The sequence below is a fragment of the Mycobacterium sp. NPDC051804 genome (assembly GCF_044452905.1).
Taxonomy (GTDB): Bacteria; Actinomycetota; Actinomycetes; order Mycobacteriales; family Mycobacteriaceae; genus Mycobacterium.
The window spans coordinates 170,733-189,809 of sequence record NZ_JBITCD010000001.1; the positions used below are offsets into that span (position 1 = coordinate 170,733).

Here is a 19,077-nt window from a genome sequence, read left to right on the forward strand (position 1 = left end):
TTCACCCGTGACCGAGATAGCGGGTTGAGGTACACAGTGATAACTCCTGCGTCGATACCGATAGCTGCTCGGGGCCTTACCCTAGCGCAATGCCCTCATGAAGTCATTAGATACCGGCGAGTTGGCAAACCGGGCGAGGCGCGCCGAAGAATCATCTGATGTTTCTGATGTGACTTATGTTGTTTTTGTGACTCGCTCGCGCGCCTAGCGCTGGGGAACGGCCGTCGGCTTGATCGGCGCGGGCAGCGCGGTGTTGCCCATCAGGTAGCGGTCCACCCCGGCGGCCGCGGCGCGGCCTTCGGCTATCGCCCACACGATCAGCGACTGACCGCGACCCATGTCGCCCGCAACGAAGACGCCGGGCACCTTCGTGGCGAAGTCCTTGTCGCGCGTGACGTTTCCGCGATCGGTGAAGTCGACGCCGAGCTCGGTCAGCAGCCCCTCACGCTCGGGACCGACGAAGCCCATGGCCAGCAGCACGAGGTCGGCCTCCAGCTCAAAGTCGCTGCCGTCGACCTTCTCGAACTTCCCGGCCTTCATCTCGACCTCGTGCCCGCGCAGGTGCGTGACGCGGCCGTCGCTGCCTCCGAACTCCTCGGTATTGACGGAGTAGACGCGCTCGCCGCCCTCTTCGTGCGCCGAGCTCACCCGGAACATCAATGGGTACACCGGCCACGGCGTGCTGTCCGCCCGCTCTTCCGGCGGCCGCGGCATGATCTCGAACTGGTGCACGCTTTCGGCACCCTGACGGTGTGAGGTGCCCAGGCAGTCGGCGCCGGTGTCGCCGCCGCCGATGATGATGACCTTCTTGCCTTTGGCGGTGATCGGGGGCTCGCCGTCGTCGCCGAGCACGTCGTCGCCCTGCTGGACGCGGTTGGCCCACGGCAGGAACTCCATCGCCTGATGGATGCCGTCGAGCTCGCGGCCCGGGATGGGCAGGTCGCGCCAGGCGGTCGCCCCGCCGGCCAGCACCACGGCGTCGTAGTTCAACCGCAGCTGCGCGACGGTGATGTCGACGCCGACGTTCACGCCGGGCCGGAACACCGTCCCCTCCGCCGCCATCTGCTCGAGACGGCGATCGATATGACGCTTTTCCATCTTGAACTCGGGGATGCCGTAGCGCAGCAGGCCGCCGATGCGGTCGTCGCGCTCGAACACCGTCACTGTGTGACCCGCGCGGGTGAGCTGCTGTGCGGCAGCCAGCCCAGCGGGACCGGAGCCGACGACGGCGACCTTCTTGCCGGTGAGCTTGTCCGGCGGCAGCGGAACGACCCATCCGTTGTCGAAGGCGTTGTCGATGATTTCGACCTCGACCTGCTTGATGGTCACCGGATCCTGGTTGATGCCGAGCACGCAGGAGCCTTCGCACGGCGCCGGACACAGCCGCCCGGTGAACTCGGGGAAGTTGTTGGTGGCGTGCAGCCGCTCGATCGCGTCGCGCCAGCGGTCGTTGCGGACCAGATCGTTCCACTCGGGAATCAGGTTCCCCAGCGGGCAGCCGTTGTGGCAGAACGGAATACCGCAATCCATACAGCGCGTCGCCTGCTCGCGCAGGTTTTCATGGGAGAAGTCTTCGTAGACCTCTTTCCAGTCGCGAAGCCGCAGCGGGACCGGTCGCCGCGGCGGGGTCTCGCGCTTGGTGTACTTGAGAAAACCGCGTGGATCAGGCACCGGCGGCCGCCATGATCGCTTCGTCGACATTCTGGCCGGTCTGTTCGGCCTCGGCGATGGCCTCCAACACCCGCTTGAAGTCGCGGGGCATGACCTTGGTGAAGTGCTTCACGTTTGTGTTCCAGTCGCTCAAAATACGCTGTCCGACAGCGGAATCGGTGGCGTCGACATGCGCTTGGAGCATGCCCTGCAACCATTCGAGATCCTCCTCGTCGAGGCCTTCGAGTTCCACCATCTCGGAGTTGAGGTTGTCGTTCAGCTTGCCGTCCGGGTCGAAGACATACGCGATACCGCCCGACATGCCCGCCGCGAAGTTGCGGCCGGTCGGTCCGAGGATCGCGATCTTGCCACCGGTCATGTACTCGCATCCGTGGTCGCCGACACCCTCGACGACCGCGTGTGCGCCGGAGTTACGCACCGCGAACCGCTCGCCCACCTGGCCGCGAATGAATGCCTGACCGCTGGTCGCGCCGAAGAGGATCACGTTGCCCGCGATGATGTTGTTCTCGGCGACGTAGTCCGCTGGTGCCTCGTCGGACGGACGCACCACGATCCGTCCACCGGAGAGGCCCTTGCCGACGTAGTCGTTGGCTTGGCCGTACACCCGCAGCGTGATGCCCTTGGGTACGAATGCACCGAAGCTGTTGCCCGCCGAGCCGTCGAACGTGATGTCGATGGTGCCGTCCGGGAGTCCCTGGCCACCATAGGCTTTGGTGACCTCGTGGCCGAGCATGGTGCCGACGGTGCGGTTGACGTTGGCGATTGTCGTCGAGAAACGGACCGGCGAACCCGAATCGAGCGCCTCGCGGCACATCACGATGAGCTGCTGATCGAGCGCCTTGTCCAGACCGTGGTCCTGACGCGAACTGCAGTACAGGTCCTGGTTCATGAACGCCGACTCGGGCTCGTGCAACACGGGCGCCAGGTCCAGCTTGTGGGCCTTCCAGTGCTCCGCGGCCTGCGTGGTGTCCAGTATTCCGACCTGGCCCACCATCTCGTTGACGGTGCGGAAGCCCAACTGGGCCATCATTTCCCGCACCTCTTCGGCGATGAACATGAAGAAGTTCTCGACGAACTCGGGCTTGCCGGTGAAGCGCTCACGCAGCACCGGGTTCTGAGTCGCCACGCCGACGGGGCAGGTGTCGAGGTGGCAGACGCGCATCATGATGCAACCCGACACCACCAAAGGTGCGGTGGCGAAACCGAATTCCTCGGCACCGAGCAGTGCGGCGACCACGACGTCGCGGCCCGTCTTCAGCTGACCATCGACCTGCACCACGATGCGGTCGCGAAGGCCATTGAGCAGCAACGTCTGCTGGGTCTCGGCGAGGCCGAGCTCCCACGGCGCGCCGGCGTGCTTCATCGATGTCAGCGGTGTCGCGCCGGTGCCGCCGTCGTGGCCGGAGATCAGCACGACGTCGGCGTGTGCCTTCGATACACCCGCGGCGACCGTGCCGACACCGTTCTCGCTCACCAGCTTCACGTGGACACGCGCCTGCGGGTTCGAGTTCTTCAGGTCGTGGATCAGCTGCGCAAGATCCTCGATCGAGTAGATGTCGTGGTGCGGCGGCGGGGAGATCAGCCCGACGCCAGGCGTCGAGTGCCGCACCTCGGCCACCCACGGATAAACCTTGTTACCCGGAAGCTGGCCGCCCTCACCGGGTTTGGCGCCCTGGGCCATCTTGATCTGGATGTCGGTGCAGTTGCTCAGGTAGTGGCTGGTGACACCGAACCGGCCGGACGCCACCTGCTTGATGGCGCTGCGGCGCCAGTCGCCGTTCTCGTCACGATCGAAGCGCTTGACGGCCTCGCCGCCCTCACCCGAATTCGACCGTCCGCCGAGGCGGTTCATCGCGATCGCCAACGTCTCATGGGCCTCGGCGGAGATCGAGCCATAGCTCATCGCGCCGGTGGAGAAGCGCTTGACGATCTCGCTGGCCGGCTCTACCTCGTCGAGCGGCACGGGCGGACGCTCGCCGTCCTTGAACTTCAGCAGGCCGCGCAGCGAGGCCATCCGCTCGCTCTGATCGTCGATCAGCTGCGTGTACTCCTTGAAGATCGAGTACTGGCCGGTGCGGGTCGAGTGCTGCAGCTTGAACACCGTGTCCGGATTGAACAGGTGGTACTCACCCTCGCGGCGCCACTGGTACTCGCCGCCGACCTCGAGCTCACGGTGTGCCCACTCGTCGGGGCGATCCAGGTACGCCAGCGCATGCCGAGTGGCGACGTCGTCGGCGATGTCGTCGAGATCGATGCCGCCGACGGGGCACGTGAGCCCGGTGAAGTACTCGTCGAGCAGCTGCTGGCTGATGCCGATCGCCTGGAACAGCTGCGCGCCGGTGTACGAGGCTAGCGTGGAGATGCCCATCTTGGACATCACCTTCAGCACGCCCTTGCCCGCCGCCTTGACGTAGTTGGCCTTGGCCTTGTCGCTGGAGATGCCGGCGATGACGCCACGGTCGACCATGTCCTCGATCGACTCGAACGCCATGTACGGGTTGATCGCCGCGGCACCGAACCCGACCAGGCACGCCATGTGGTGGACCTCGCGGGCGTCGCCGGCCTCGACGACGAGCCCGACCTGGGTGCGCGTCCGGTCGCGGACGAGGTGGTGGTGCACCGCCGAGACACTCAGCAGCGAGGGGATCGGCGCCATCTGCTCGTTGGATTCGCGGTCGGACAGCACGATGATGCGTGCGCCGTCGCGGATGGCCGCCGATACCTTGGCCCGGACGTTGTCCAGCGCCTCCTTGAGACCCTGCCCGCCGCGGTTCACCGGGTAGAGACATCGAATGACGGCTGCGCGCATGCCGTGCTTGTGTCCGCGAATCTCGTGGTCGGGGTCGACGCACATCAGCTTCGACAGCTCGGCGTTGCGCAGAATCGGCTGCGTCAGCACGATCTGGCGGCAGGAGTCGGCGTTCGGGTTGAGCAGGTCGCCCTCGGGGCCGACGGTGCCCTGCAGGCTGGTCACCACCTCTTCGCGGATGGCGTCCAGCGGTGGATTGGTGACCTGGGCGAACAGCTGCTGGAAGTAGTCGTAGAGCATCCGCGGGCGCTGCGACAGCACGGCGACCGGGGTATCGGTGCCCATCGAGCCAAGCGGCTCGGCTCCGGTGCGGGCCATCGGGGCGACAAGCAGGTTCAGCTCTTCGTAGGTGTAGCCGAACGCCTGCTGGCGCAACACGACGCGGTGGTGCGGCATCCGCACGTAGTCGCCCGCGGGCAGGTCTTCGATCTTGAAGAGGCCCGCGTCCAGCCATTCCTGGTACGGGTGCTCGGCGGCGAGTTCGGCCTTGATCTCTTCGTCGTCGACGATTCGGCCCTGCGCGGTGTCGACCAGGAACATGCGGCCGGGTTGCAGGCGCATCCTCTTGACGACGGTCGACGGGTCGAGGTTCAGCACGCCGGCTTCCGACGCCATCACGACGAGGCCGTCCTTGGTGACCTCGATGCGTGACGGACGCAGACCATTGCGGTCCAGCACGGCGCCGATCACGGTGCCGTCGGTGAACGTCATCGATGCGGGGCCGTCCCACGGTTCCATCAGCGATGCGTGGTACTCGTAGAACGCCCGACGGGCGGGGTCCATCGACTCGTTGCGCTCCCACGCCTCGGGGATCATCATCAGCACGGCGTGCGGGAGGCTGCGGCCGCCGAGGTGCAGCAGTTCGAGGACCTCGTCGAACCTGGCTGTGTCCGAGGCGCCAGGGGTGCAGACGGGGACGATCTTGTCGAGATCCTGCTCACCGAACACGTCGGTGTTGATCAGCGCCTCGCGGGCCCGCATCCAGTTCTCGTTGCCGGTGACGGTGTTGATCTCGCCGTTGTGGGCGATCCGACGGAACGGGTGGGCCAGCGGCCACGACGGGAACGTGTTGGTCGAGAACCGCGAGTGCACGATGCCGAGCGCGCTGGTGAGCCGGTCGTCCTGCAGATCCAGGTAGAACGCCTTGAGCTGAGGCGTCGTCAGCATGCCCTTGTAGACGAAGGTCTGGCCGGAAAGGCTTGGGAAATAGACGGTTTCGCGACCCGGTCCGTCCTGTCCGGGGCCCTTGGTACCGAGTTCGTGCTCGGCGCGCTTGCGCACCACATACGCGCGACGCTCGAGCTCCATACCCGAGGCGCCGGCCATGAACACCTGGCGGAACGTCGGCATCGCGTCGCGGGCCAGGGCACCGAGCGACGAGTCGTCGGTGGGCAGGTCACGCCAGCCCAGCACCTCGAGCCCCTCGGCCTCGGCGATTTTCTCCACGGCTTCGCACGCGGTGGCGGCATCCTTGGACGACTGCGGGAGGAATGCGATGCCGGTGGCGTAGCTGCCGTACTCGGGCAGCTCGAAGGACGCTCCCTGATCCTTCAGGACCTCACGAAGGAACGCGTCGGGAACCTGCAGCAGGATGCCCGCACCGTCACCGGTGTGCGGTTCGGCGCCCTGGGCGCCGCGGTGTTCGAGGTTCACCAAGGCGGTGATCGCGGCGTCGACAATGGCTCGGCTGCGGCGGCCGTGCATATCCGCGACCATGGCCACGCCACACGCGTCATGCTCAAACGCGGGGTTGTACAGCCCTTGACTGCTGGGCGCCATTCCCACCTACCCTTTTCCGAACGCCTAGCGGAGATTCCGCTGGCCAACCATTCGATGACGGCCGCTGGCCGTTTCGGCGAGGGCGGTTCCTTCGTGCAGCACTGAACGACGGCCCAATTCCCACTCGCCACAAGTGGACAAAACGATATGACAAACGAGGCGTGACATGCCAACTTAGGCCCGCCTAAGTAGACTGATCGGCTTCATTCGTCACGCCGCGGAATCCAGCGCCCTATCCGGCCGAAAGATGCTGCTGTCCTTGACATTTCGAGGTCAGCTGCGTCGGCCAGCCAGAATGCGAAGTGACCAGCCCTTCCTGACTTCTACCCTTCTCTGTTTGCTGAGATACATGTGCACCGGGCCAACCAGCTTATTTCCGGGTTTCTATATTTGCGCAAAGACTAGCCAGATTCTTAGAGAACCGACCGCACGCTGGCCTCCGGCCGTAGGTCCAGCCTCCGCAGCAATTGAGCATTGGCCGCCACCACCACCGTCGACGCCGACATCAAGATCGCACCCACCGACATCGGCAGCACAAACCCGATCGGCGCCAGGATGCCCGCCGCCAGCGGCACCGAGAGCAGGTTGTAACCCGCTGCCCACCAAAGGTTTTGCTTCATCTTGCGGTAGGTCGCCTTCGACAGCACGATCACGGACAGCACCGAACGCGGGTCCGAGCTCGCCAGGATCACACCTGCCGATGCGATCGCCACGTCGGTGCCTGCGCCGATCGCGATACCGACATCCGCCTGTGCCAGCGCCGGGGCGTCGTTGACGCCGTCCCCGACGAACGCCACCTTCAACCCCTCGTGCTGGAGCTCACCGACCTTGGCGGCCTTGTCCTCAGGCCGCACACCTGCGAAGACCCGGTCGATACCCAGGTCGTCGGCCACCGCCCGCGCTACCGGCTCGGCGTCGCCTGTGATCATGACCACCTCGATGCCCAGCTTGTGTAGCGCGTCGACGGCCTGGCGGGACTCTGGGCGCACCTCGTCGGCCAGCTTGAGCGCACCGGCCACATCTCCGTCGACCAGTACGTGCAGCACGATCGCGCCCTCGTCGTGCCACGCCGCGACGGCGGGCAACTCGTCCTGGGCCGCCTCGGCCAGCAGTCGGGGTCCACCGACCCGGACCCGGTGCCCGTCCACCGCCGCCTCAACTCCGACCGCGGGCGACGAGCTGAACTCCGCCGACCGCGGCACCGTAAGCCCGCGTCTACGGGCGGCCTCGACGATCGCGCGGGCCAGCGGGTGCTCAGAGTCGGCCTCCGCGGCCGCCGCCAGCATCAGTACGTCCTCTTCGGATCGGCCGGTTGTCGTGATCGCGGTGACGGTCGGCTCACCCTTGGTGAGCGTGCCGGTCTTGTCGAACAGCACCGCGCCGACGGTGCGCATGCTCTCGAGCGCCAGCCGATCCTTGATCAGGACGCCGCCACGGGCCGCGCGCTCGGTAGCGATGGACACCACCAACGGAATCGCCAGGCCCAGCGCGTGCGGGCACGCAATCACCAGCACCGTGATGGTGCGCACCACCGCCTCGTCGGGTTGGCCGAGCAGGCTCCAGACGACGGCGGTGACGATGGCCGCGCCGAGCGCAAACCAGAACAGCCAGCCCGCCGCCTTGTCCGCCAGGCGCTGGGCCCGCGACGACGAGTTCTGCGCCTCGGTCACCAGCCGCTGGATGCCGGCCAGCGCGGTGTCGTCGCCGACGGCGCTCACGGTCACGCGCAGTCCGGAGTCGGTCGCGACGGTACCTGCGATCACGTGGTCGCCGGCGCGGCGGCGGACGGGCCGGGATTCGCCGGTCACCATCGACTCGTCGACGTCCGCGGAGCCGTCGACGATCTCTCCGTCGGCCGGGACGCTGCCACCCGGCCGCACCAGCACGACGTCACCAACGCGCAGCTGCGACGGCGCGACGGTCTCCGTCGCGTCGCCCACGACGCGTTCCGCCTCATCGGGCAGCAGGGCCGCGAGCGAGTCCAGCGCCGAGGTGGTCTGCGCCAGCGATCGCATCTCGATCCAGTGGCCGAGCAGCATGATGACGATCAGCAGCGCCAGTTCCCACCAGAAGTCGAGCTGGTGATGCAACACACCCAGGCTGGCACCCCAGGACGAGACGAAGGCCACCGTAATGGCCAGCCCAATGAGCAACATCATTCCCGGTGCGCGCGAACGGATCTCGCTGACCGCACCCGTCAGGAACGGCTTGCCGCCCCACGCGTACATCACAGTGCCGAGTACCGGAGACACCCACTGCGCGCCGGGGAACGCCGGCACGGTGTAGCCCAGGATCATGGCGAACATCCCCGACATCGCGACCGTCGGCACGGCCAGCACGAGCATCACCCAGAACAGGCGCCGGAACGCGGCGACGTGGTCTCCATGCCCGCCGTGACCGCCATGGCCCTCGTGACTCATTGGGGCCTGATGCTGGGTGTGGTCTACCTCGGTCATGGCGACGACTATATACCCCTAGGGGGTATATAGCTAGGTGTGCCCCGTCACGCTGTATCGCGATGTCTCACCCGTTGAACACCCCGTTGGGCCGCTTCGGCATCGTCACGACCGAGGACGGCCCTGACGGCTGCGTGGCATCGATCCCCGCGGGCGAGATGGTCAATCCGTTGACCGGGGCACTCACGATCGCACCGCTGGCGATGCTGGTCGACCACGTCGGCGGCCTCGTCAACCATCGCCGCCGCGGGCCTGGTGAGTGGACGGTGTCCAGTGAGCTGTCGTTCGAGGTCCGCCCGGACGCGGTCGACGTCATCGCCGAAGACCCGGACGTCCCGGTGACGGCGACATCGAAGCCGTTCGCCGCCAAGAGCGACGTCGCGCTGGGGTTGTGCGAGCTATCCCATCGGGGCACCACGCTGGCCACCGCAACCGTGCGATCGTTCTACATCAGCGCACCCGACCACATCGCCGAGTTCCCCGATGGCCCAACGGGTCCCCTACCGCCCGGCACACTGGCCGACCGAATGGCGGTCCGTGTCGCTGAGGGTGGGGGGACAACCAAAGCGCTTCAGCAGCTGGCTGATCCGGTGCTGAACAACAGCCTCGGCATCGTGCACGGCGGTGTATCGGCGATGGCGCTCGAGCTGGTGGCATCCGCCGCGGTCAACACCGGACGTGACGAGCCGCTGCGGACCGCATCGCTGCGCGTGAATTTCATCCGCCAGTTTCGCGGTAGCCCCGCATCTCGTTATGTTGGAACGGCTTTACGAGTGGGACGCCGCAGCGGCATCGCCGAGGCGCAGGCCGTCGGCCCCAACGGCGAGGTGGCCATCCTCGCGCGTCTCACCGCCTACGCCTGACGCAAAGATCCACGTTTCGCAGCGAGAGTTCGAGAAAACCCCTGCAAAACGTCGATTCGAGGTCTTCACGGGGCTAACGGGGCTAACGGGGCTGCGCGACCGCCCGGTGCGCGACGACGCGCTGGAGGACTCGACCACCACGTAAACCACGATCTAAAGCCCCCTCGAAACCCCGGTGCGACGACGTCGCCCCGGGGTTTCGACATTCGGGGACACTTTTTCGAGACCTTTTTTTGAAACCTTTAGAAACCTCCAAGTGCGCGTTCGCAGACTCCTCCCATCGACCAAGGACCAGGCAGATCGCCCGGCCAACAGACGAGAACGAGAGGAGATACCCGATGAACACGCTTCATGCATTGAACCCCTGGTACATGCCCGGCCTGGGCGACTTCCTGCACCGTTCGGCGATGGCGGGCCACACGCCCGAGTTGTTCAACAACTTCGCCATCCTGCTGAACGCCGCGCCGGCCGCCGTCCCGTGGATCGAGGCCACGTTCGTCGTCGGGCTGCTCCTCGTCGCCATCTGCCGGTTGGTCCGCACGGGTCAGTTCTCCGCCGCGTTCCGGCATTACCTGTGGCGGATCGTCGTCGGTCGCTCGGGCGGCCTCACGGTGATCGGCCGCTGGCGTCACGAAGGTGGCTGCATCCTCGTCGCGAACCACAGCTCGCACGCCGACACGGCGGTGCTTCTCGCGGCGCTGCCGCCCAGCGCCAAGCCGGTGTTCGTCGCGGCCGCCGACTACTGGTTCGACGTGCCGGTGCGCCGGTTCGTCATGAAAAGCCTCGCAGGCGGATTGCCGGTACGACGGTCGGGCGGCTCCTCCTATGCCGCGCTGGTCGCGGCAGTCAAGCCCGCGCTCGCTGAGGGCCGCACCGTCGTGATCTACCCGGAGGGGACTCGCAGCACTGACGGCAACATCGGCGAGTTCCGTTCCGGTGCGATCCATTTGGCCAAGGAATTCGGGGTGCCCGTCATCCCGGTCGCGTTGCTCGGCACTGCCGACGTACTGCCGAAGGGTGGGCGCCTGACGCCGCACCCGATGGAGGTCCGTATCGGTGAGCCAGTGAATCCGGCCACCATCGCCGCACAGGACTTGCGGCGCGAAGTTCTGGGGCTGCGCAACGGACGTCGTACGCGAACGAATACGGGCACGCTCCGACTGGTACGGGACATCGCAGGTCTTGCGCCTCTGGCGAAGGCGGCGTAGCGGTGGACGGACTGTACGCACTGAAGCCCTGGTACACCCAGCGTCTGCGAATCTTTCTGCAGCGCGCTGAGATTCATGGGACATCACCGGACTTCTTCACGGCGATCGGCATTTTTGGCGCGGCGGCCGCGGCGGTCAGCATCGCCATCGGCTGGTGGCCGTTGGCGGCGCTATGGCTCGGCGTCCGGCTGGCCGGGGCCAACCTTGACGGTGCGGTCGCGCGAGCCAGAAATGTCTGCCGCCCATGGGGTTTCACGCTCAACGAAATCGGTGATCGCACCTCGGATTTGCTGATGTTCGCCGGACTCGCAGTATGGGCTGCAGCGTATCCGGGCGGCTCCGGCATGAACTGGCTTTCGTGGCCGGTGATTTGGGTCCTCGTCGCCGCTCTGGCGGCCACACTGCCGACGTTCGCCTCGCTAGCCGCCGCGGGCGCGGGCGCCACCCGACGCAACGGCGGCCCCTTCGGCAAGACCGAACGCTGCCTCGCCGTCATCGTGGCCGCCGCGGCACCGGCCGCCATCGGAGTGGTCTGCGCAATGATCGTCGTCGGATCGGTGCTCACCGCCGGCCTGCGGCTGGCGGCCGCCCACCGCGAACTCGCTCAGCCCAGGACGTAAAGCCCCTGACTACACGCCGAGGGCGGGTCCGATGGTGGTGTTCCAGGACTCCTGCATCTCGGATTCGAACAGACCCCAGGTGTGCGAACCCTCGGGCCGAACGACGTACGTGATCGGAATACCCGCTGCCGCAGCAGCATCAGCGAAAACCCGGGTGCTGTCAGCGACTATGCGCTCGATCAGGCCGCCGGTGACGTTCGGTCCGAAGCCCTCGGGTAGCCGGTCCACGGCGCCGACGCCACCGCTGGCCGAGGCCGCCGCGTACACCGCGACGCCCTGCAGCTTGGCGACGTTCTTCGACGGATCATGGGCAATCCACAACGGACCACCCGGCGGTCCCCACATCGCGTCGGCACTGGCGCCACCGCCGAGGAGCGACATGCTCACCTGCTGCGGCTGATCGGCCGGGTTCAGCAGTCCGCTGTAGGAACCGACCGCGCGGTAGACACCCGGCGCCTGGATCGCGTAGTCGATGGCGGTGCCGCCGGTGCTGGACAGGCCGCCGACGGCGTTCACGCCGTTGGTGTTGTACTCGGCGTCGATCAGCAGGGGCAGTTCGGAGGTCATGTAGGTCTGGTACTGCTTGCTGGCGTCGGCAACCCAGTTGGTGTACCAGCTGAACGCGCCGCCGAGGGGAGAGACAACATTGACGTTCTTGTCGGCGAAAAAGCCTTGGACATCGGTCATTCCGAACCAGCTCTTGGCACCCGGTGCAAAGTTCCCGCCCGGATCCAGATTGTCACCGCCGTCGATGCCGGGCAGCAGATAGAACGTCGGCGAGTTCGTCCTCGGCGACTTGAACACGTCGTTGACGATCACCTTGTTCATCGACGGCGAGAACACCGAGACCTTGTCCCAGCGCTCGTTGACATGCTCGATACCGGTGATATGCGCACCTTGCCCCGGCGTGCCGGCGGGCTGAGTAACAGCCAACGGAGCAGACACCAACGACAACACGGACAGCAGCGCGACGACCATTGCGCGAAGACCACTCTTCAAGATCACCGGCTGATTATGGGGGTGAGGCATTCGTTAGGCAACACTCACCGGCCCTTTGCCGCGCGTGTCGTCCAGAAGACCGTTACCTTTGCTAATCAGCTATCCGCGTTGACATTTCGTCTAACCGCAAGTTCATCGTGAGCTCGTCGCTAATACAGCAACTCACCGTCGCACAGGGCGAGCCTGTGCGGCGACGAGGTTGGGGCTCAGCGCGCTACTTGGTCGAGGCTTTCTTCTTAGCCCGGCTGGCGGCTGCCTTCTCGGTCTTGGCACCCTCGTTGACCAACTGCCCACCGGAGTTCTCCAGGTGCGCACGAACGAACCACTGGAACTTCTCCAGCTCGCCCGCCTGGCCGATGAACAAGTCCTGCGACACCAGGTCGAGGTCATCGAGGCGGTCAATGCCCTTACGCAGATCCTCGATCACACCGGTGTAGACGAGGTCGAGCGCGGCCAGATGCGCCTGCACCGTGTCGCGACCGACGGAGTAGTCGTCCCAGGTGCGGTCCTTGATGATGGCGCCCGGCGTACCCTGCGGGCTCTTGCCGAGTGCGGCGATGCGCTCGGCCACATCGTCGGCGTACCCGCGGACGAGTTCGACCTGAGGGTCGATCATCTCGTGCACGCCGATGAAGTTCGGGCCGACGACGTTCCAGTGGATGTGCTTCAAAGTCAGGTGCAGGTCGTTGTACGCACTCAGCGACTTCTGCAGAATTTCGGCCACCTCGGCACCCTGCTTGTCGGACAGGCCGGGAATGGTGAACGTAGTCATCAGTAGCTCCTTCGCATGATTGACCGTCTCGCGACGTGTACCCGCCCGCTACGGGACAAAACCGTGCGTAGAGGCACGTCACATATCGGCAAGCTTTGGAATCGGCATGCGCGGGCCGAACCGCGGATTCACCGCAAGACCACTGACTTCCAGCAGACGGACCGCGCGGTGGCGGTGTGGGCGCAGCGGCTCGAGCAGCTGGACCATCGCGGGATCGTCGATGGGATGGCCCAGCAGACTCCACCCGACCACCTTCGCCAGGTGGTAGTCGCCGACCGACAACGCGTCGGCATCGCCGAAGGCGCGCTGCGCCGTTTCGGCCGCGGTCCACTCCCCGACACCGGGCAGCGACATCAGCGCGGTACGCGCCAGCTCCGGCGTGCGGCCGGCCAGCCGTTCCAATGAGTCGGCCCGCTGTGCGCAACCCACGATCGTGCGTGCGCGGCCGGGGTCAACGTTGGCGAGATGGAACTCCCACGAGGGGATGCGGCGCCACACCTCACCGGGTGGTGGCAGCCGCATGTGCGCGGGAGCGGGCCCGGGCGCGGGCGCACCGTATTTCGTGACGAGCTTCTTCCACGCCGAACGGGCGTCCTTGCCGTAGACCCGTTGTTCGAGCACAGCCGGGATGAGCGCTTCGAGCACCCGGTCGGTGCGGCCGAGCCGCAGATGCGGAACGCGACGGTGCGCGGCGGCGATGGTCGGCTCGCCCGGCGCGAAGTCCGACGCGTCGTCGTCACGGCCGAGCTGAGCGGGCAGTGATTCGGTGAATTCCGTTGCGCCAGGGCCCCATGCCTCGCAGTCGACGGTGCCGCGGGCGGATTTGGCGATACGCGCGGTGACCGGCCCGCTGGCCATCAGGCTGGTGCGCCAAATCGCGCCGTCCTCGGCGTTGTGGTAGCACGGGTCGGCGCGGCCACGGCGCAACGGCGACAGTGTCAGACCCGGACTCGCCGGCCCAGCGAAAACGACACTGCACTCGACGCTTCGCACCGCCTCAGACTATGTGACCGTGACGACAGCCTTGTCCGGATAGAACGCCACATGACCGGCGATCGCCGCCACCGCCGGGTAGGGCTCCTGGTAGGTCCAGATCGCGTCCTCGACGGTTTCGCCGGAGCCGGTGACGACGTGGTGGTAGCTCGCCACGCCCTTGAACGGGCAGTACGTCTCGGTGCCGCTGTCCCGCAGCGCGGACGCCACGACGTCGCCCTTCGGGATGTACTGGACGGCGGGATACGTCGACTCCTGCAGGGTCAGCGCATTGTCGGTGTCGGCTACGACCTCGCCGTTGACGCGAACAGTGACGTGCTTGCCGGTCGGCTCGACGGTGATCGGATGAGTCTCAGAAGGTTGGAGTACGGGGCGATCGCTCATAAGTAGACCAACGTGGCAGTACCGCTCAGGATTCCTGTATCGCTGGCTACGATTCGCGACATGAGTGCACACGGTCCCGCCTCCGCAGAGGCCTCGACAGACATCGCGGCCGACCCAGCAGAGGTATACGCGCTGATCACCGACCTTCCGACGCTGGCGGCGCTGGCCGAGGAAGCCAACGAGATGGAGTGGAAGAAGGGCGATTGCGTCGCACCGGGCGCCGTGTTCAAGGGCCGCAACCAGCGGGGCACCAAGAAGTGGACCACCACCTGCACCGTCACCGACGCCGAGCCCGGCCGCGCGTTCGCGTTCGACGTGAAGAGCCTCGTCATCCCGGTCGCGCACTGGCGTTACGACATCACCGCGACCGACGGCGGCTGCACCGTCACGGAACGCACCTGGGACAAGCGACCCGGATGGTTCCGCACCCCCGCGGGCATCGCGACGGGCGTGCGTGACCGCGACTCGGCCAACGCCAAGCACATCAAGCTGACCCTGCAGCGGCTCAAAGAGCGCGCCGAGTCCCGCTAGGGTCCATTGGCTGGAGCCCGCTAGGGTCTGCCGGCGATCTTGTCGGCGACGACGGCGATAGGCGACGTCGTCCTGCGTCCGCGCGACTCGTGCCAGTCGGCGGCCTTGTACGCCGTGTACATCCCGCGCACGCCCAGCCATCGCAACGGCTCGGGTTCCCAGTCGCGTGATCGGTGCCCCACCCAGGGCAGGTCGGTGCGGTCTGTCTGCCGTCCGAGCACCAGGTCGGTGAGCGTGCGCCCAGCCAGGTTGGTGGCGGTAACGCCGTGGCCGACGTAGCCACCGGCCGCCCCCAAACCTGTTCCCTTGTCGAAGGTTACGGACGCCTCCCAGTCCCGTGGCACGGCCAGCACACCGCACCAGGCATGTGCGACGGGAATACCGCGGGTCTGCGGAAGCGCCGAGTGCAGCACCGCGGTGAGGTGGTCGATGGTGCGCTCGGGCACCTTGCCGTCGACGTCGGTGCGCGAACCGAACCGGTAGGGCACGCTGCGGCCGCCGATGGCGATGCGGTCGTCGACGGTGCGCTGCGCGTAGAAGAAGCCGTGTGCGGTGTCGCCGAGTGTCTCGCGGCCCTCCCAGCCGATGGTCTCCCAAATATCTTGGGGGATCGGCTCCGTCGCGATCATCGAACTGTTCATCGGCAACCACCGCCGTTTCAGCCCCGGCAGCGAGGAGGTGAATCCTTCCGTCGCGCGCAGTACGACGGGTGCGCTCACCGCGCCCAGTACGGTCTTCGCCCGTCCGGCGCGGAGTTCGATGACCGGTGATCGCTCGTAGATGTCGACACCGAGTCGCTCGACGGTATCGGCCAGGCTTCGCACCAGTTGGGCCGGCTGGACGCGCGCGCAGTGCGGATTGTGGTAGGCCGATACCACGTCGTCGATCTGAATGCGTTGTGCAGACTCAGCTTTCGTCAACGTGGCGATACCGTCGACCTTCCAGTTGAGCTCCTCTTCGACTTCGGCGGCCAGCCTCGACGCCTGCGCGCGGTTGCGTGCGACGTGCAGCGTTCCGCCCTTGACGATGCCGGCTTCGATGCCCTCGCGTCCTGTCACGTCGATTACTTCGTCAACCGCCTCGTTGAGAGCCTGCTGCCAGGCCAGCACTCGGTCGTGTCCGTAGAGCTTCGCCATCCGGTTGCGGTCACCGGGCACCAGCCCGGACAGCCAGCCGCCGTTACGGCCCGAGGCGCCAAAGCCAGCGAACCTCGACTCGAGCACGACGATGCGCAGCGATGGGTCGGCACGCTTCAGGTAGTACGCCGTCCACAACCCGGTATAACCGCCGCCGACGATGCACACATCGGCGTCTCGGTTCCCCGGCAGCGCCGCACGCACGGCCGGGAGTTCGGAGTACCAGTTGGAGATACGGCCGTTGATTGTCTTGGACACTCCCTGATTCTGGCAGGACGCACCGTCGGGCAAATTGGTGTCCGGACCACGTCCGCCACCGTGCGATGCTGAAAGACCGGTCATGGAACGAGAGAGGGCGACTTGATGCGTCAGCACCAGCGGTGGGCGAGTTCGGGAAACGTGCACGGGCGGACGATAGTCGCGCTCGCATTGACGTCGGCCGCACTCCTCGCTGCATGCGGCGGCGAGTCAGAGCCCGCGACGGACACCTCTGCCGCAGAAGCGTCGGCGACGCCGACGTCGACCACCCCGCCGCCACCGCCGACCCCGGCGCCCGTTGCCGCCGCCCAGCTGCCGGGGCTGCTACCGACTCTCGATGAGCTCAAGACCATCACGGACAACCCGCAACTGATCGAGGGGCCCAACTCCACGGGTGTTGCAGTACCCGATCCCAGCCAGCAGGTCTACGAACCGGCCGACTGCGCAAGCTCTTTCAGCGCCGGCGCACCGCCCGCCTATGAAGGCACCGGCTACCGGAAATTCCACGGAGCCAGTCAGGCCCAATCGCCGACCCCGTCCCTCATGCTCGGCGAGTCGGTGGTCACCTTCGACACCGCGGAGGCCGCGCAGCGCGCGTTGGCCAACTACGTCGAGCAGTGGCGCCGCTGCGCCAATACACAGTTCGTGTGGAAAGTGATCGCTCAAGGCCAGCAGGCGGCGTTCACGCTGGGAGAGCCGGTCGACGCCGGCGGCGGCGTCACCTCGTTGCGCAACGTCAACGACAACTCACCGGTGACCGTCACCCGTGCCATTGCGGCCAAGAACAACGTGCTCGTCGATGTGCAGCTCATGGGCAGCAACCTGGCCGAGCAGAACGTGACGATCGCCAACCGGATCCTGGAGAAGATTCCGAACTAGGCCCCGCTAGCCGCCCAGCATCAGGTACTGGGCGGCCATCTGCTGATGGGCGTTGGTCAGATCACGCGCCACCGCTTTGAACGCGTACCGATCCCGGGTGCCGATGCACCAGTGCCGCACGATCCGTGAACCCGCGACTTCGGTGCGCACACACCGGCTGCCCGCAAGGCCCGGAACCTCGGCGGCGGGCTGCCCCGCCTGCTGCTTGACGACGTCGTCGCCGAGCGTCTGCGCGAACTGTTGCGCGGCCCCGTCGTCGCGGGCTTGATAAAGCGTCGTCTCGCTGACGGCCACGGTGTCGACCCCGGCGTCCTTCATTGCCGCAGCCGCCTGAATCGGGTTGTCCTCCAACTGCAATGCGCCCGCCGGGTCGTAGTCGGCGTTCGACATCGAATCACCCTGGCCGGACTTGAGCGGCACAGTGCGGGCCAGCAGGCCGGTCGGGTCCTGCGGCAGCGAGGCCAACGGCGCCGGCTCGGTGGGTACGAAGGTGTCGATCAACGGCACCTGTAGATCGAGGATGCGTCCCGCCAGCTCGATCTCTCTTTCGGGCGTGCCGTACTGGATCACCTGGATCAGCACGTGAGGCCCCCGCGCGCTGACAACCGTCAGCTCGTGCACGATCTTGGTGCCTTCCGGGCGCGCCATCAACGCCCCGCTGATTCCGGGGTGACCCGGAATCTGTACCGCGCGAACCGGTTCGGTTGGCACCGGGCCATCCGCCTGTTCGACCACCGCGATGTTCAGCGCCCCCTCGGCCAACCCTTTGGCGACGGAGGCCGCGGTCTCCGGGAACGGGTACTGGAGCACCGCATTGCGAACCAACGTTGTATCGCCTGGCGTCGAAGACGTCCGTTCACTGACGAAGCCGACGATCAGCGGCAACGACGGGAACCTTGTCAGCATCGACGGCCAGATCACTTGCGAAATCTGATTACGCTGCTCCAGAACCTTCGCGGGAGCCGACCCGATCCGGGTCATCGTTGGATCCGCTTGCCAGGGCCCGACGACGTAGCTGGCCATCCGCCGTCCCTCGATGAGCCGACCCACTTGGTCGTTACCGGCTTGACCCAGCGGCGCACGCGGTGTCGTTGGGTAGGAGCCAGGATCGAGCGCCGACGGGTCGACAGTCGGTGCAGTCGCCTGCGTGGCCGTACCGTCGACCGTGCTTCCGCACGCCGTCAGCAGCAGTGCGATCGTCAACGCCGCCAACGCGTTCCGCACTACCGCGCTACCCCGCTCGGCATGCACACTCGCCAACCGTCGTCGCGGACCAGCTGGAGGTCAACGGTCCTCCGACCGAGCATCTCGTTCTGGGCATCGACGGTCGCCGTTGCCTCGTCTCCGACGACGCGCACGGTCATGACCTTGACTGTCGTCAAGCCTTGGTCGACGCGGGTTTTCTTCGTCATATCCATGACCGGCCCGGTGTACTGAGCCGCCCACGACGGGCACATCGCATCCAGGTAGGCATCCCAGTTCTGCGTGTTGTAGGCATCCTGGAACGCCATCACCGCGTCGCGCACCTGCTGATCGTCGTCGGGGACCTGCGAAGTGGTCGTTGGGGCCGGTGCCGCTTCTGCTTCCGACTGTGTCGACTGGGCGCTGGTCTCCTCCCGGACTGGCACCTCGCCACGTGAGCACGCTGCGCCCAGGGCAACCGTGACCAGCATCGCTCCAATGACGGCGGGGACTTTACGGGACGCCATGGGCGGCAAA

At 66.4% G+C, this 19,077-nt stretch carries 15 protein-coding genes; 5 read left to right on the plus strand and 10 right to left on the minus strand.

Annotated elements, in window-relative coordinates:
• Positions 1 to 204: 204 nt before the first annotated feature.
• The 3 genes from ACIA48_RS00835 to ACIA48_RS00845 all read right to left on the minus strand — a co-directional run bounded on the left by ACIA48_RS00835 (position 205) and on the right by ACIA48_RS00845 (position 8,715).
• A complete protein-coding gene (locus tag ACIA48_RS00835; RefSeq protein ID WP_396726671.1) occupies positions 205 to 1,671 on the minus strand; it encodes a glutamate synthase subunit beta in 1,467 nt (488 codons plus the stop codon).
• Complete coding sequence (gene gltB, locus ACIA48_RS00840) at positions 1,664 to 6,259, minus strand: glutamate synthase large subunit (protein ID WP_396726674.1); 4,596 nt, start codon at positions 6,257 to 6,259, stop codon at positions 1,664 to 1,666. The genes ACIA48_RS00835 and gltB overlap by 8 nt, the downstream gene beginning before the upstream one ends.
• Before the next feature lie 413 nt (positions 6,260 to 6,672).
• Positions 6,673 to 8,715 (minus strand): heavy metal translocating P-type ATPase, encoded by a 2,043-nt coding sequence (locus ACIA48_RS00845; protein ID WP_396726677.1) that lies wholly within the window; start codon positions 8,713 to 8,715, stop codon positions 6,673 to 6,675.
• 62 nt (positions 8,716 to 8,777) lie between these two features.
• Between ACIA48_RS00845 and ACIA48_RS00850 the strand changes: the two genes are divergently transcribed.
• From ACIA48_RS00850 to ACIA48_RS00860, 3 genes are all read left to right on the plus strand, one after another.
• Positions 8,778 to 9,578, plus strand: a complete 801-nt coding sequence (locus ACIA48_RS00850) for a PaaI family thioesterase (RefSeq protein ID WP_396726680.1) — start codon at positions 8,778 to 8,780, stop codon at positions 9,576 to 9,578.
• A 338-nt stretch (positions 9,579 to 9,916) separates the two neighbouring features.
• Complete coding sequence (locus ACIA48_RS00855) at positions 9,917 to 10,786, plus strand: lysophospholipid acyltransferase family protein (RefSeq protein ID WP_396726683.1); 870 nt, start codon at positions 9,917 to 9,919, stop codon at positions 10,784 to 10,786.
• 2 nt (positions 10,787 to 10,788) lie between these two features.
• Positions 10,789 to 11,406: a CDP-alcohol phosphatidyltransferase family protein gene (locus tag ACIA48_RS00860; RefSeq protein ID WP_396726685.1), complete on the plus strand. Its 618-nt coding sequence runs from the start codon at positions 10,789 to 10,791 to the stop codon at positions 11,404 to 11,406.
• A 9-nt stretch (positions 11,407 to 11,415) separates the two neighbouring features.
• On the opposite strand, the gene ACIA48_RS00865 is transcribed toward ACIA48_RS00860, so the two are convergent.
• The 4 genes from ACIA48_RS00865 to ACIA48_RS00880 form a co-directional block, all read right to left on the minus strand.
• Positions 11,416 to 12,411: an alpha/beta hydrolase gene (locus ACIA48_RS00865; protein WP_396726687.1), complete on the minus strand. Its 996-nt coding sequence runs from the start codon at positions 12,409 to 12,411 to the stop codon at positions 11,416 to 11,418.
• 208 nt (positions 12,412 to 12,619) lie between these two features.
• Positions 12,620 to 13,177, minus strand: coding sequence for a Dps family protein (locus ACIA48_RS00870; protein WP_396726690.1), 558 nt, complete (start codon positions 13,175 to 13,177; stop codon positions 12,620 to 12,622).
• 78 nt (positions 13,178 to 13,255) lie between these two features.
• Positions 13,256 to 14,170, minus strand: coding sequence for a DNA-3-methyladenine glycosylase family protein (locus tag ACIA48_RS00875; RefSeq protein WP_396726692.1), 915 nt, complete (start codon positions 14,168 to 14,170; stop codon positions 13,256 to 13,258).
• A gap of 9 nt (positions 14,171 to 14,179) precedes the next feature.
• Positions 14,180 to 14,554: a DUF427 domain-containing protein gene (locus ACIA48_RS00880; protein WP_396726695.1), complete on the minus strand. Its 375-nt coding sequence runs from the start codon at positions 14,552 to 14,554 to the stop codon at positions 14,180 to 14,182.
• Positions 14,555 to 14,614: 60 nt separating this feature from the next.
• Here ACIA48_RS00880 and ACIA48_RS00885 point away from each other — a divergent pair, with 60 nt between their 5' ends.
• Complete coding sequence (locus ACIA48_RS00885; RefSeq protein WP_396726698.1) at positions 14,615 to 15,085, plus strand: SRPBCC family protein; 471 nt, start codon at positions 14,615 to 14,617, stop codon at positions 15,083 to 15,085.
• Positions 15,086 to 15,105: 20 nt separating this feature from the next.
• Here ACIA48_RS00885 and ACIA48_RS00890 read toward each other — a convergent pair whose 3' ends face one another.
• A complete protein-coding gene (locus ACIA48_RS00890; RefSeq protein ID WP_396726701.1) occupies positions 15,106 to 16,479 on the minus strand; it encodes an NAD(P)/FAD-dependent oxidoreductase in 1,374 nt (457 codons plus the stop codon).
• A gap of 105 nt (positions 16,480 to 16,584) precedes the next feature.
• On the opposite strand from ACIA48_RS00890, the gene ACIA48_RS00895 reads away from it, so the two are divergent.
• Positions 16,585 to 17,358: a sensor domain-containing protein gene (locus tag ACIA48_RS00895; RefSeq protein WP_396726704.1), complete on the plus strand. Its 774-nt coding sequence runs from the start codon at positions 16,585 to 16,587 to the stop codon at positions 17,356 to 17,358.
• Between the two features lie 6 nt (positions 17,359 to 17,364).
• Here the strand turns inward: ACIA48_RS00895 and ACIA48_RS00900 are convergent, their stop codons facing one another.
• Together ACIA48_RS00900 and ACIA48_RS00905 are read right to left on the minus strand one after the other, a co-directional pair.
• Positions 17,365 to 18,582 (minus strand): hypothetical protein, encoded by a 1,218-nt coding sequence (locus ACIA48_RS00900; RefSeq protein ID WP_396726706.1) that lies wholly within the window; start codon positions 18,580 to 18,582, stop codon positions 17,365 to 17,367.
• Positions 18,582 to 19,067 carry a nuclear transport factor 2 family protein gene (locus ACIA48_RS00905; RefSeq protein ID WP_396726709.1) on the minus strand — a complete coding sequence of 162 codons (486 nt, stop codon included), beginning with the start codon at positions 19,065 to 19,067 and terminating at the stop codon, positions 18,582 to 18,584. Before ACIA48_RS00905 ends, ACIA48_RS00900 begins: the two co-directional genes overlap by 1 nt.
• Positions 19,068 to 19,077 lie beyond the last annotated feature (10 nt).